Raw genomic sequence first — 15742 nt, forward strand, 5'->3', positions numbered from 1 at the left:
AATGACACTACTCAACGAACTCATCGAAATTCCGGAACAGCTGGACGAAAGCCAATTCGTCATCAAGCTAACCGAAGGCGTCTCCGACGGAAAAGAAACTGTCGACAACTACGTCGTCACCAAAGACATCGCAGCACGTTTTGAAGAAGCTCTGGGCTATATCAAGATGTCGATGGATGATGGGAAAAGCCGGGCCTGTTATCTACACGGTAGTTTTGGCAGCGGTAAAAGTCACTTCATGGCGATCTTGCACCTGCTGCTGACGGGTGACACTCACGCTCGTGGCATCAACGAGCTGGCAGGTACGATCACCAAGCATTGCACTTGGATGGACGGCAAGAAATTCTTGCTGGTTCCGTATCACATGATCGGCAGTAACTCCAGTGAAACGGGAATTCTGGGCGGCTACGCCAAGTACATCAGCAAGATCCATCCCGAGGCTCCGATCCCCGGGGTCTATCGCGCGCAAGACATGTTTGCCGATGCGATCAAGCTACGAGACAAAATTGGAGAGGTGCCTTTTTATAAAGGAATCAATGACGGTGTTTCTGCTGGCGGCGGTTTCGGGAATGTTACTAGAACATGGGACAATGATCGTTTGGAGAAAGCGATGTTGCTCAAAGAAGGCGAAGAAGAGCGCAGCCTTTTAATCTCGGCCTTGAGCAAAGCTTATTTTTCATCGTACGGTGTTCAGGTCGAAAATGAAACTAAGAAATTCGTTGATTTGGAAGACGGCTTGGCGATCATGTGCCAACACGCCAAATCGTTGAAGTACGATGGCGTCATCTTGTTCTTGGACGAACTAATTTTATGGCTGTCTGGTAAAGCAAACAATCTTGATTTCATTACTCAAGAATGTGCCAAATTAGTTCAGCTAGTCGAAACGGAGAACCTCGGCGAACGCCCGATTCCGTTGATCAGTTTTATCGCACGACAACGTGACTTGAACGAGTTGGTGGGTGAAAACGTTCCCGGTGCAGCGAAGTACAACTACAACACATTGCTTAACCACAACTCCCAACGCTTTCATACGATCACATTGCCCGATAGCAACCTGCCTGCAATCGCCGAACGCCGAGTGCTGTCTTGCAAGAACGCCAGCGCGCAAAAGGAGCTGCATGCTTCGTTTGAGAAACTTGCGGAAGACGGCAAGAACAAACATGCCGTCGAGGCGTTGATGACGGGCGGCTACGACAAAGGAATGTTCCGCAAAATCTATCCGTTCAGCCCGGCACTCGTTCAGACTCTCATTGCCGTTTCCAGTTTGCTGCAACGTGAGCGAACTGCGCTCAAGGTTATGAAGCATTTGCTGGTTGAAAAACGTGGTGAACTAAAAGTTGGTGACTTGATTCCGGTAGGCGACCTGTTTGATATGGTCGCTTATGGCGAAGGTGGCTTCAGTACCGAAATGAAAGAGCACTTTGAAAACGCAAAGAAATTATACAGCCGCAAGCTGCTTCCAGAGTTGGAAAAGAAACACAAGATAACACTGGAGCAGTACAAAGAGCTGCCCGTCGATGATCCGGCTCGGCGGCGATTTCAAAACGATGACCGGTTGGCGAAGACGTTGCTTCTATCAGCGTTGGTGCCGGATGTAGAAGCTCTTCGCGGGCTCACTGCACGCCGACTTGCCTATCTGAACCATGGCACCATCAAGGTCGTCAATCCAGGCGAAGAAGGGGCAATGGTCCTCCAGAAGATTCGCGATTGGGCCAAGATGATCGGTGCGATCAAGATTGGAGACGGTGCCGATCCGATGATTACCGTACAGCTTTCCAGCGTCGATACCGATTCAATCATCGCCAAGGCCGAACGTGTCGACAACAACGGTAATCGTCAACGCTTGGTCCGACAAACGTTGACGGAACTGCTGAATCTAGGTGAAGAAAACACGCTTCAGCGTTGCCATTTCTATGACTGGAAATGGAAGAACACCGACCGCGAGTGCATTGTTGTTTTCCAGAATGTCTGGGAACTGTCGATGTCAGACATTCGCAACGAAGACGATCGCTGGAAAATCATCATCGACTACCCGTTCGACCATTCCGATCGCGGGCCGATGGACGACATCAGCAAGCTGAATGAGTTTCGAGAGGCAAACAAAGAGGGAACCAAAACCATCGCATGGTTGCCTTCCTTCTTCAGTGATGAGGCAAGCCGTGACTTGGGTTTGCTTGTTCGGCTGAATCACATCCTGTCCGGCGATCAGTTCGACAATTACGTGGGGCATCTTTCCATGCAAGACCGACCGGCCGCCCGGGCCAGTTTGGACAGCCAACGGAATGTGCTCAAAGAGCGTTTGCGGGGGCACTTGGAAGCCGTTTACGGTCTGGCAACGAACGCCGAATCACTTCACCCGACCCATCACCTGAACCAAGGCGAACAGTTTGCATCGCTCACCAATGGTCTAAACGTACGCCCACCGGCCAAGCCGAATTTCCAAGAAGCCCTTGAGCAGATTTTGGATCAAGCACTCTGTCATGAATTCCCCGGCGCTCCGGAGTTCGAAGCACCCGTCACATCGGGAGCTGCCAACAAAGTTTTCGACTACGTCTCGCGGGCTTGCCAGACCAAAGACAACCGAGTCGAAGTTGAGCAACGCGACCGACCGCTGGTTCGTGGAATCGTCAATCCGCTGAATCTTGGACAGCTCGGTCACGACCGTACCCATTTGGTCGTTGGCGACGAATGGAAAAATCACTTTATCAAAAAAGCATCAGCCGATGGTGGCGAACTGACCGTTGAGAAACTGAAGGCGTGGATTGATGAACCGCAAAAGAAGGGCCTGCCAAAGTATCTGAACAATCTGTTGGTCATTGCCTATGCACTGCAATCCGACCAAGCGTTCTATCAGCACGGCAGCGTCTACTCCGAACCGTCGTTAAAAGACCTGCCGAACTGTGAGCTTCGCCCCGAGGCAAAACCGGCGGCCGATAAATGGCTATCGTCACGGGACCTTGCGTCCTTCATTTTTGGCGTCACGGCGTCCGAGCTGAACAGTGCTGCCAACGCAGCCAAACTGGCTGAAGAGGTCAAGAAAGTCGTCAGTGAAAATGCGGCAAATGTTGAGTCTTATCGGACTCAGGTTTCATCGGCCCTTACCAAACTGGGAGTCGGTCCCGATCAATCGAAACGAATGCAGACCGCCAACGCGTGCGTTTCGTTGTTTTCGCAAATTCAATCCAACAGCTCAGGCAATGACATTGTCAACGCGATTGCTGACTTCTCCATTCCAACCACTAAGGAAGCAATGGGAGAGTGTTGTAAAGGCGGCGGCGGTTTGGCTGATTTCCTGAAAGGTTTTGAGTTTGGCTGGTTTGAAAATATCAAAGCGTTAGCTGGAAACAAAAAAACCGAAGCTGACAATGTTCTTGCTGAGGTCAAACTCGCTTTATCGGAAGACGAGCATGTAAAACCGCTTCGTTCCACGTTTGAAGCCGCTGAATCGACGGCTGTCAGATTGTTGCGTCCAGACGATCCAGCGCCGCAACCAGAGCCCGGACCTGAACCGCAACCACCCGCCCCGCCCGGCGTGCAGATCGTTGATCGAGGCAACAGCAGTCGCATCGACGTTGCCGAGGTCGAAACGCTTCTCGGTTCGTTGAAGTCCAATCTGAAACCGAACCAAAAAATCAAGCTCGACGTCTCTTGGACCATCGAAGAAGAGTCGGGAGAGTAAACAACATCCATGAGTGACCTCAAACGATCACATTTGATTGCCGGAGTATCATCGTTGCCGCAGAAGAAGCTGCAACGCGTGGTCGGCGTACGCTCCTCCATCAGTTGGAGCGGCGACATTGAAAGCGAAGTCAATGGAATCCGATACTGCATCCGACAATGCGATTCGCCCTTAGCGGTTCGTGAGTTCATCCGCTCTGCCGTCGACGGGGCCATCAATATCGCCGTCACCAACATGGACGAAGAAACCATCGGCATGGACGCGATGTTGCGAATGGCCAGTACTCGCCTGCTAACCATCGACCGTTGGCAACTGGTCAAAGACCGCTTCCACGCCCGTTCGATTGATCCGCGAATCACCAAACACGATTGGTTGGCCGACCTGATGTTGGACATTCCCCGAGTCCAACCCGTCGCGGGCGGGTTTTTGGATGCGGAAACCGTCTGGCCCATCACGTTGCAATCCGCCCTTGGCATGAATGCCGAAACTCTGGACCTGCACAACATTCTTAGCTGGTCGCGAAACCCAGAATACGTCCAGCGATGGAAACAGATGCCGGATGAATTCAAATCTACGGCAACCGAGTGGATGTCGGCAACGGCAGGAAAAACCGCTCAGTTGGTTCTTGCATGCGTGGAAAAGAACAACATGCCCGATGCACTACCCATCGGATTGGTGTTGGATGTGTTACTGAATTCAGAACACAAACACGAGATGGCCAATCACCTGATTCGTTTGGAAGAACGGATGCTGGGTGTTTCCAATCCCTCGCAAGAACACCTGAACCAGTGGGCGGCCGCCTCCAAAGACCTTGTCCGATTCCAAATGGAAGCCAGCACTTCCGAGCTGAAGCAAGTCCTCAGTCGGGCCGATGCAATCTTGAAGGAGCTTGGAGCGGACAAGATGTGCTTCCTCAGCGATGTTTCGCCGATCGGATTCCATCAGCGACTGACCAACTTTGGCATCGCCCTTTCCACGCAACTTGGGACAAGCGACTTTGCCATTTCCGAGATGCTCAAAGACCGCTACCGGCGGATCTTTGACCACATGAAAGCACCGATGGAGCCACTAAGGTTGGAACGCATCAAGATGGCGATCCGACTGCTTCGTTGGCTTGGCAGTCAGCACCAACAAACGGTCTCCTTTGACGCTCTCGATCAAGCGATTGACTACCAACTGGGCGAAGCCAGTTTTGTCGACTGGGCTCGACTGAAGATTAACGCAGTCGAGCCTTCTCAGGAGTTATCAGCCGCATTTGAAAAGCTGTTCACGAAAGTCGCCGATCTTCGCCACACTCAGGCCGAACGTTTCGCCGGTCTGTTTCAGGATTCCATTCGCCTCAACAGCAACTCTGACCAGTTCTCTGGCGTCGAGACCTTACTGAAAGATGTTGTCGCACCGCTGGCGGAGGATCGCCCAATTCTGTTGGTCGTACTCGACGGAATGAGCACCGCCGTCTTCCGGGAGCTGATGCAGGACATCGTGCATCGAGACTGGTACTGGCTGTTCCGTGAAGGCCGGGGCAAAGTCGACGGAGCATTGGCAGCAGTTCCCAGTGAAACCAAACGTTCTCGTTGCAGTTTGCTGGCCGGTCGTTTCCTGATCGGCAACAAAGACGTTGAGTCTCGCGAGTTCCCCAAGCATCCCGAATTGCTTCGTTGCTGCAAATCGGACCATCCTCCTGAAATCTTCCACAAATCCGACATCGCACCGGGCGATGAAAGCGACCTGTCCACCAACGTTCGGGCTTCGATTCAAGACGCCAACAAACAAGTCGTAGCCGTGGTCGTCAACGCGATCGACGACCATCTGGGCAAGAGCCAGCAATTGGAAACGATCTGGTCACGCGATGCGATCAAAGTCCTGCCATTGTTGCTTCACGAGGCCAAGACTTCCGAGCGTCTGGTCGTTTTGGTTAGCGATCACGGGCACATCATCGAAACGGGCACGGAGTACAAAGCCCACGATGGCGGCGGAGAGCGCTGGCGTCCTGATGACGGCAAACCCGGCGACCAAGAATTGCGATTGGAAGGACAGCGTGTCGTTACTGATGGCCAACCGGTGATCGTTCCTTGGTCAGAGCGTATTCGCTACACACGTGGGAAGAACAACGGTTACCACGGCGGCATCAATCCACAGGAGATCGTGTTCCCCGTTGCCGTTTTATCTCCCACAGAAGACTTTCCGGCTGGCATGACCGAATACACGCTGGAAGATCCGGCTTGGTGGGACGAGCAATACTTCCATCCACCGCAGGCGGATGACAACGATCAGGCTGAGCGAGAAATCCCCACGGGATTGCTATTCGACATCTACGGCCCCGACCCCGATGGCAACACCGAAGAGCCCGTGAAAACAGAATTGGCCGAAGCCCCCGCCGTTCCGGGAGCACTCGATTCGATGGCGGAACAACGAGCCGAAATCCAAACGCCACAATGGCTGAAAAATCTGCTCGATTCCACCCTGTTTGAATCGCAGATGGAGTTTGGCAAGCGTAACCGTTTAACCCCGGAAAAGATCCGCGACGTGCTGGTTGAATTGGAACGTGGTGGCGGCAAGACAACATCCAACGCTCTCGCCCGAGCCGTAAATCAACCTCCGATCCGCATGCGTGGATTCATTACCAGCATCATGCGTGTCTTGAACATCGAAGCCTACGAGATTCTCCGTATGGATGAAGCTTCCGGCACGATCGAATTGAACAAGCCCCTGTTGTTACGTCAGTTCGAGATTGAGGAATGATCCATACACCAAAATACAAGCCCGAAGCGTTGCGACCCCTAGCGTCGCTCGCGAGTGGTTCCCAAGCACCTTCAGAGACGAATACTTTGCGTCTCTGCGACCTCGCGTCTTTGCGTTAAATCCAAATCAACCCAACCCGAAAGCCAACCACCCGTGATTAATCGCGAAACACTCCTCAGCGACCTGCAAGACCTTGTTCAGAAACTTGAGCTGGATCTGATTGCTCGTTCCGACGAAGACAGTGTGCCGGAGGTACGTGATGCGTTGAACGCAGAATTCAAAAAAGCGACCGAGGCGGAGCGGACGGCACTCTCCAAAGAGAAATGGCTGACCGACTACGCCGTGCAGATGGCGGCGGCGTGGGTGTTGAACTGCGTCTTTGTGCGCTTCCTCGAAGACAACCAACTGATCCAGCCGCCACGCCTGTCCGGGCCGGGCGATGCACTGCAATATGCCAAAGACCAACATCAGGTCTTCATCAGCCAGCATCCTGACGATTCGTTGCGTGAGTATTTGTTGGGCATCTTTCAAGAGATGGAACAGCTTCCCGGCTGTGCCGATCTGTTTGGCAAACACAATCTGGTCATGCAGTTGCCGAACTGGTTAAGCGGTGATGCGGCCGGTTTGGTTTACAAGTTCTTTCAGGAGATCAACTCCGACGATGGCTTGTTGGTTCATGACTTTACGGATCCTGAGTGGGACACGCGATTCCTTGGCGATCTGTATCAGGATCTATCAGTACATGCGAGGAAGAAGTACGCGTTGTTGCAGACGCCTGATTTCGTTGAGGAATTTATTCTCGACCGGACGCTGGAGCCAGCTCTTGATGAATTTGGGTTAGAGGCCGAGCCGGTCAAAAACAAGCAGGGCGATGAGATCACCAGCAAAGGCTTCCGGATGATCGACCCCGCCTGCGGCAGCGGTCACTTTTTGCTGGGATCGTTTCCACGAATTCTGAAACGATGGCAAACGAAAGAGCCGAGCACCAACATTCGTGAACTGGTCCAGCGAACGCTGGATTCAATACACGGTGTTGATATTAACCCGTTTGCGATCGCGATTGCGAGGTTTCGTTTGTTGCTGGTTTCATTGAAAGCATCTGAGTTCAGCAAGCTAGCGGACGCTCCAGCGTTCACAATGCATCTTGCGTGTGGAGACTCGCTGTATCACGGCGTGGGCCGACAGCAAGTTATGGAATTCACTGATGAAGCTCACTATTTCCGCACCGAAGACTCAGCTGCACTAAAACGAATTTTAAAGAACCAGACATTTCACACTGTTGTAGCTAATCCTCCCTACATCACGCCAAAAGATCGTGCGGCAAACGCCGTCTACCGTGAACTGTACAGCACATGCCACAGGAAATACGCTCTTTCCGTACCGTTCATGCAGAAGATTTTTCAGTTGGCAGTTTCGGGCGAAATTGCCCAAGGCAGCGGATACACCGGACAGATTACTGCCAACAGTTTTATCAAACGTGAGTTCGGGAAAAAGCTAATTGAGAATTTCCTTTCAACCGTTGATTTGTTTGCAGTTGTTGACACTAGCAACGCATTCATCCCGGGCCACGCTACCCCAACTGTAATCGTGTTTGGAAGAAATCGCGCACCTGTCTCTCCAGACGTCCGCGTGGTTACCGGAAAGGCCGGTGAATCATGTACGCCTGTTGATCCAAGTAAGGGCCCTGTTTGGTTGGCCATTGTAAATGCACTTGACGCGGCGGGGACAGAAAATCGCATTGTGAGCTCGAAAGACATTTCGAGAGAGACTTTGAAAAAACATCCATGGTCGCTTGGAGGAGCTGCGGTTTCAGCTCTGAAAGAAAAGGTCGAAGCTAATGCATCAGGAACACTGGTCGACGAAATTGACGACATTGGGGTTTTTGGAATCACTGCTGCGGATGAAGTAATGTTGGCTCCTCCATCGGCCTTTAGCCGTTGGAGAATACCTTCGAAATATAGTCGACGCTTAGTTGTCGGTGATGAGGTTCGTGATTGGACTTGTGCAGATGGAGCTCACGTTTGGTTTCCCTACGAAAACGAACAACTTGTGAAGCTTGACATCCACTCAAATGAATATCGGTGGATGTGGCCATTTCGCGCCTCGCTGTGGAGCCGTCAAACATTTGCGAAAAAGACCTATCAAGAAGAAGGACGGACTTGGTGGGAATGGCATCAGGTTACATTGCACAGACTGAAACTACCGTTAACGATCACATTCCCGTTTGTCGCATCACATAATCATTTCAAGCTTGACGATAGTGGCTGTGTTTTCAACAGGTCTGTACCAATCATCAAGCTTGATCCAAAAAACACATTGGATGATTACTATGCAATCTTAGGATTTCTGAATAGCTCCATCGCTTGTTTTTGGCTGAAGCAAGTAAGCCAAAGAAAGCAAATGAGCGGTGGCGAAAGTATCCGAATCCAAGACCTCTCTAAAGTTCCATTTGAGTACTCAACCACACAAGTCAAAAAAATTCCGATTCCAACTGGCTTTAGGAACCCGGAACTTCGTGAGCAACTGATAGCGGTAGCTAAACAACTTCACTTGTTGGGTGAGACTTTGGAACAAATTAGTCCCAGCAAGGTCATCGCAAATGCGCTGAACAACAAGATTCCAGTCAAAGAAATTTGGTCTAAAGCTATCGAAGAAAAAAGATCTGCCAGATCAGCAATGATTTTATTGCAGGAGGAGTTGGACTTTATTGCCTATCGAATGTTTGAAGTTTGCGAAGCCACTCTTCTAGGTGCAAATGTTGGAACTGGTACGATTGATGCGGGCCAAAGACCTTTTGAGCAGAGTTTTAGCACCCATCCTGAAGGATATGAAATCCGTCAAATTGAATCGGATGAAAGAGTCGAGAATCTATGGAAACTGCGTGCCAGCGAAATCGACTCTTCAGAGCTACTCGGGGCAGTTGAAGTCCCGGACTACAAAAGACGCTGGATTGGGCGTCAGGGAAAATACAATCACACACAAAGAGCAGACCCATTGAAGCAATCCTGCGAGAGCTGGATGCTCGATCGGTTGGAAAGCTATTTTGATTTCGACGGCCGAATGAAGGCATCCGTTGAGGATGAAACGCAAAGCCGCGAAGACGAAAGGAAGGAAAGCACCTCAGCTGACGCTGCACCGCTACAGGAGATTGCCCTTTATTCGGTGAAGAAGCTTGCCGATACCGCGGCGGCAGATCCGCAGTTCATGGAAATCGGTGAGGTCTACACCGATGACAGTGCGTTTGATGTGTTTGCTTTGGTTGACAAACTGGTCAAAGAAGAACACGTCCCACTTCTACCCGTCCTGCGATACACCGATTACGGGCTTCGCAAACGCGCCGAATGGGAACAGGTCTGGCAATTGCAACGACTGGAGGACGAACTCCGCGATGGCAAACCGTTCTCCGATCCACGTGTTGCAGCATTGGCCAAAGATTGCCAGATTAGCGAAGAACAACAAAAGAAGATCGAAGCGTGGCACGCTAAGACCAAACCCGAACAACGCACCGACACCCGTGAACCGATCGCTCGCGAACTGGATGCGATTTTGAAGATCCCTGTTCCTCCCAAATACAAAGGCAGCGGACGCGACAAAGATTTCCACACTCGCGGCGGCGTCAAGTATTGGAAGCTTCGCGGCAAACTGGATGTTCCCAAGGAACGCTGGGTCAGCTTTCCTCATTGCGAAGGGAGCGATGGAAGTCTAATGATCGCTTGGGCCGGATACGATCATTTGCAACTGGCCCGCGCCATCAGTGCTCACTATGTCGATGTCAAGAATAACCTTGGCGGAAGTGACGATCCGAGGTTGGTACCATTGTTGGCCGGTATCATGGAGCTGTTGCCGTGGTTGCATCAGTGGCATAGCGAGCTTGATCCCGAGTTCGATATGCGGATGAACGAGTATTACGACGATACGTTCGTGGAATCGAACGCGAATGAATTGGGTAAATCACGCGAAGAAATTAAGAATTGGAAACCAACGTAGCACCGTAGCGGTGGCATCTTGCCGCCGTCCGAACACACGTAGCGGTGGCTTCCAGCCGCCGACATTTATCAAGTAGCGGTGGCATCCTGCCGCCGACATACATAAACGGTGGCTGGAAGCCCCCGCTACAATACGAAACAAACGACTCGGCGGCTGGAAGCCACCGCAACGAAAATGGCGGCTGGAAGCCTCCGCTACCTTAAAGAAACAACAGTCATGACTGACATTTCCCCACAACGCCGCGATGAAATCATTGACGCCTTGCGTCGTGGTACCGTTCCGCAAAATGGGCTCGATGCATTCGCCGTCGGACTCGATAAATTCGAAACGACGCTCGACGAAGAACTCAAAAAAGTGGCCGCCGGTGGTAGCGGCTTCAAAGCGATTCGTGGTGAGTACGGTTGCGGTAAAACGTTCTTCACTCGCTGGTTGTGCGACAAGGCTCGACGCAACGGCTTCGTGACCAGCGAAGTCCAAATCTCCGAAACAGAAACGCCGCTGCACAAACTGGAAACCGTTTACCGCCGACTCAACGAACGCATGGCATCGGCCGATTCCTCCAGCGGAGCCCTGCGAAACATCATCGACTCGTGGTTCTACGCTTTAGAAGAAGACGTGCTGGCCGAAGGGAGCATCGACGTTAACGATGCAGATGCCTTATTGGCCAAAACCAATGAGCTGTTGGAGCAAAGACTCTCTGCCGTCAACAACGATTCACCTATGTTCTCGACCGCACTGCGAGGCTACCGCAGGGCTCAGGCGGAAAACAATCCTGCCTTTGCCGACGGCATTTTTGCTTGGCTGGCAGGACAACCCAATGTCGCATCGGCAGCCAAACGGTTTGCGGGTGTGAAAGCCGATCTGGACCATTTTGGTGCCTTTACTTTCCTGCAAGGGATCTTGAGCGTGATGCGGGACTCGGGACATTCCGGGCTGGTCGTCATTCTGGATGAAGTCGAAACCATCCAACGCGTCCGCAGCGATGTGCGGGACAAGTGTCTCAATGCGATGCGTCAGTGGATTGATGAAATTGATAGCGGTCGGTTTCCCGGGTTGTATTTAGTCATCACGGGCACGCCGGCCTTTTTTGATGGGCCCAATGGCCTTCAGCGTCTGGAGCCATTGGCTCAACGGTTACACGTGGATTTCGACACCGATTCCAAGTTTGACAATCCGCGAGCGGTGCAAGTTCGGCTAAGCCCTTTCAGTCTGGATCGCATGAAAGAGGTGGGATGCAAGATTCGAGACATCTACAGCTCCCACGCTCAATCGGCCGAACGTGTCACCACACTATGCGATGATGCCTACATCGGCGATCTGGCAAACGCCGTCGCCGGGCACTTGGGGGGCAAGATTGGGATCGCTCCCCGGATTTTCCTGAAGAAGCTGGTCAACGATGTGCTGGACAAGGTGGATTTCCATGACGAGTTCAATCCACGAGAGCATTATTCGTTGACGGTGAGTGAATCCGAATTGACCGCTGTTGAACGCGAGGCCGTCGCGGCATCGAATGTGAATGATATTGAATTGGATTTGTAGGTGAAGATCGTAGCGGTGGAATCCTGCCGCCGTCTAAACAAAAGTAGCGGTGGCTTGCAGCCGCCGACATAAAAACGGCGGCAAGATGCCTCCGCTACAACACAAACGACTCGGCGGCTGGAAGCCTCCGCTACTAAAGATAGGAAAATTGATTTGTCGGCTTTTGAGAGTTTACATCCCGCATTGCAGCACCACATCGTCAACAGTCTTGGTTGGCGTGACCTGCGCCCGTTCCAGAAGGATGTCATCCCTCAAGTCTTGGACAAAAAGAACTTGATCGTTCTGGCTCCCACCGCCGGAGGAAAAACGGAGGCTTCGTTTTTTCCCATCGCCAGCCGCATGCTGACCGAAGAATGGGAACCACTAAGCGTCCTGTACATCTGCCCCATCAAGGCGTTGCTGAACAACCTGAACGATCGCCTGCAATACTATTGTGGGTTGCTTGGCCGGCGGGCTGAGCTGTGGCATGGCGATGTGAAGGCATCAGCCAGAAAGAAGATCCTGAAGGAGCCGCCTGACATTTTGCTGACCACGCCCGAGTCGATCGAGGTCATGCTGGTATCGCAAAGCGTTGACCATCAGCGGATGTTCAAGAACGTTCGTGCAGTGATTGTCGACGAGATTCACGCGTTTGCGGGAGATGATCGCGGCTGGCATTTACTGTCGGTGCTTTCACGAGTTTGCAAGATTGCAGAAAACGATGTGCAGCGGCTCGGATTGTCGGCAACCGTGGGTAATCCCGATGTGCTTGTTGATTGGTTGTGCAGTGATTCGCCCGGCCCACGCGAAGTTTACAAACCTCCGCCGTCACAGGATGGTGGGGATGCTGACGTCCAACTTGACTACGTTGGGTCCGCCGACAACGCTGCTTTGATGCTCTCCCGGTTGTATCGAGGTGAGAAGCGTTTGGTTTTCACCGATAGTCGTGCCCGAGCCGAAGAGATCTCGACCAACCTGCGTTCAAGACAAATATCAACGTTTGTGACCCACAGTTCACTCAGCCAAGATGAGAGACGACAGGCGGAACAGGCGTTTGCTGAACGAGATGACTGCGTGATCGTCGCCACCAGCGTGCTGGAGCTGGGCGTTGATGTGGGTGACCTCGATCGAGTGGTCCAAATTGATTCGCCATCCACGGTAGCGAGTTTTCTACAGCGGATGGGGCGTACGGGACGACGGTCAGGAAGTCGTCGCAACTGCTTGTTTCTGACCACGCGATCCGAGGCACTGGTTCAGGCGACCGCGTTGATTGATCTCTGGTCCGATGGTTATGTGGAACCAGTCGAGCCTCCTGCGTTGCCGTACCACATTCTCGCTCAACAGGTGATGGCAACGGCGCTTCAGAAGCGAGGCATCGGAAAGTCTAAATGGTTCGAATCCGTTGCTGGTGTTCCCGGCTACGATCAAATGTCAGAAGAAGCTCGACAAGAGATTTTCGATTGGATGCTGCAGCGGGAGATTCTCGCCGAGGACAGCGGCATCGTTTGGCTGGGGCAGGAAGGAGAAAGCACGTTCGGAAGGCGGAACTTCATGGACTTGTTTTCCGTATTCACGTCGCCGCCAGTTTTCAAAATCTTGCAGGGCCGCCGGGAACTTGGAACCGTTGATATATCTACTTTCCTGTCACGTGAAGACGGGCCAAGGGTTTTACTGCTTGGCGGACGTGCGTGGCGAGTGACTCATCTGAACTGGAACCGACGCACCGCGTTTGTTGAAGCCGTTGAGTTGCGAGGCCGTTCTCGTTGGCAGGGTGACGGGCAGGGACTCGGCTACCGATTTTGCCAACAGATCCAACAAGTGTTGGCCATGGATGACGATCGAAGTTTCTGGTCAGATCGTGCCCGAGAGCGTATTGGCGAGATCCGCCAAAACTATCCGTGGCTGGACCATGAGAATACCGTTGTCGTTCCAGCAACAGGTGGGTACGAGTGGTGGACGTTCGCCGGCAAGCGTGCCAACCTCGCCATGGCCGGTATCCTGTCCGCGATTTTGCAAGAACGCTGCACTGCCGACGATTTGATGATCCGCTGGGCGACTTCGTCCAACCTCGACGCGATGGAACAGGCGATTCATCAGTTGAAGGAAATGGAGCTGGCCGACATCGAGCCGTTGATTGACGACCAAGCAATTGAAGGGCTGAAGTTTTCAGAATGCTTGCCTCATCACCGGGCCATCGAATTGCTTCAGGCCAGATTAAACGACCGCGACGCTGTCCAACTCACGCTCGCCAAACACACGCGGCTGATCGCCGCCGGTGGTCAATGAAAGTATTCGGGACTACCGGCCGTCCAGCGTTCATCGACTTCTCGACCAACAAGCAGGGCAATCGCTTCACTACTGGCTGCTGAAGTTGAGCTTTCCGGGCCCGCCGTCACTTTTCCCTCTCGTACGGTGACTAACTTTCTTTCATAGAGGTAGTCGCACCCGAACAAGCAAATAGGCATGACGACGTAAGGGTCGATCCTCTCTGATTCTGAACACTCGCTACGCTTCTTTTTGTGGGCAGTTCTCAATGCCGCTCGTTCAAACTCTTTGCCGCATAGCCCGCAGCATTCACGTTCATTGTCGGCGAAAATCCACTTACCTAGCAAATCCTGCTCTCGTCGCCGGGTCGCTTCGTGTTCCGCATCGGTGCCCAGCTCCGCAATGTCTTTCAATCGGTTGACGAATTCTTGGTAGCGATCGTTTTCGCCATTTCCAAGTTCGGCTACACCGTCTTCGTCGCATGCAAGAGAGTATTGGTAATTCCGTGGGCCGCCGGACTTGTCGATGTGGATCAGGGACGATCTGTATATCACACTTTCAATCAACGGTTCGCCAAAATCGAAGTTTGCCGATTCCAGATGTGCCTTTAGAGTTTTTGAATCAACAGGTTGGCGATTGATTGAGTCGAAATACTGAATACATGCGATCTCAATATCAGACAATTTTCCTTCTTCGCCATTAAATGTTACGCGGTCATTCTCAACGCGCGTCAACTTTGAGGATCGGAGATACGATCGAATGACTCCTAGTGGCGGAAAACCGGGCTTGGCAGAGCCATTTCGCAATCCAATCTCAAGTGCCTCGGCCAGCCTCGTGATTTTACAAGTTGAACCGGTGCAGTAAGCCTTTTCCATTTGATTGACCAGACGACTGTCTCGATCTTCAAAAAGAAACCACGTTTGACCTTCATCTTGGCACTGCCATGAATCAGGGATTCCATCAATTAAACGCTGTAACTCATTGCCGCTGAAGTGAGTGAGATTAGCTGCATCCAAAGTTGCCATGCCGCGACCCGCTGGCAACTTCCTTAATTTGATGATGTCTTTTGAAACGGCCTTTTTCGCATCCCTATGGACGAAGATGAATTGCTCGAATTCAATTGAATTTGATCGGGTCACCTTTTCGCCTGTCGGCGTGAATAGTTCAAACTCCTCGCAGAAGCCCAAGTCTTGCAATAGAAGCAGTAGATGAGCTGCCACGTAGTCATTGGAGATAAAACCAAATTTGCAAAGTGCTGCCTGAATGTCTGACCAAAAGGAAACTGGTTGCGCAGACACAAGTTTTGCGGCCGCTTGAATGCCATCAATCTGTTTGATTCTTGGATTCGTTCGGAAGTAGTCACCGAGGACCTGTTCAACCCTTTGCCTTTTCCCTATTGAGTACTTCTTTCCGACGACCTCCATGCTTGGCAAAACATCGTTGGAAAAGCCGTAGTATGCTAGCGCACCTCTTGCATCCCTTGCTTTGTTGTTCGTCTGACGCCGTGAGGTAAGGAAAGTCTCCAGGATCTCTTCTTCGATGCTTTTCATT

The 15742-nt window shown here is 52.0% G+C and carries 6 protein-coding genes; 5 read left to right on the top strand and 1 reads right to left on the bottom strand.

Going from position 1 to position 15742, the window contains the following annotated elements:
* The first annotated feature begins 1 nt into the window (after window position 1).
* From MFFC18_RS22280 to MFFC18_RS22300, 5 genes are all read left to right on the top strand, one after another.
* Window positions 2-3679 (top strand): DUF6079 family protein, encoded by a 3678-nt coding sequence (locus MFFC18_RS22280; RefSeq protein ID WP_075083674.1) that lies wholly within the window; start codon window positions 2-4, stop codon window positions 3677-3679.
* A 9-nt stretch (window positions 3680-3688) separates the two neighbouring features.
* Window positions 3689-6421 carry a BREX-2 system phosphatase PglZ gene (gene pglZ, locus MFFC18_RS22285; RefSeq protein WP_075083673.1) on the top strand — a complete coding sequence of 911 codons (2733 nt, stop codon included), beginning with the start codon at window positions 3689-3691 and terminating at the stop codon, window positions 6419-6421.
* A 153-nt stretch (window positions 6422-6574) separates the two neighbouring features.
* Entirely contained in the window at window positions 6575-10408 is a 3834-nt protein-coding gene (pglX, locus tag MFFC18_RS22290; RefSeq protein ID WP_075083672.1) for a BREX-2 system adenine-specific DNA-methyltransferase PglX, read from the top strand.
* A 216-nt stretch (window positions 10409-10624) separates the two neighbouring features.
* A complete protein-coding gene (brxD, locus tag MFFC18_RS22295) occupies window positions 10625-11947 on the top strand; it encodes a BREX system ATP-binding protein BrxD (RefSeq protein ID WP_075084113.1) in 1323 nt (440 codons plus the stop codon).
* Window positions 11948-12100: 153 nt separating this feature from the next.
* Window positions 12101-14212 carry a DEAD/DEAH box helicase gene (locus MFFC18_RS22300; protein ID WP_075083671.1) on the top strand — a complete coding sequence of 704 codons (2112 nt, stop codon included), beginning with the start codon at window positions 12101-12103 and terminating at the stop codon, window positions 14210-14212.
* On the opposite strand, the gene MFFC18_RS22305 is transcribed toward MFFC18_RS22300, so the two are convergent.
* Window positions 14206-15741 (bottom strand): hypothetical protein, encoded by a 1536-nt coding sequence (locus MFFC18_RS22305; RefSeq protein WP_075083670.1) that lies wholly within the window; start codon window positions 15739-15741, stop codon window positions 14206-14208. The genes MFFC18_RS22300 and MFFC18_RS22305 overlap by 7 nt on opposite strands.
* Window position 15742: the final 1 nt, after the last annotated feature.

Origin of the sequence: Mariniblastus fucicola, assembly GCF_008087665.1 — a bacterium.
Taxonomy (GTDB): Bacteria; Planctomycetota; Planctomycetia; order Pirellulales; family Pirellulaceae; genus Mariniblastus; species Mariniblastus fucicola.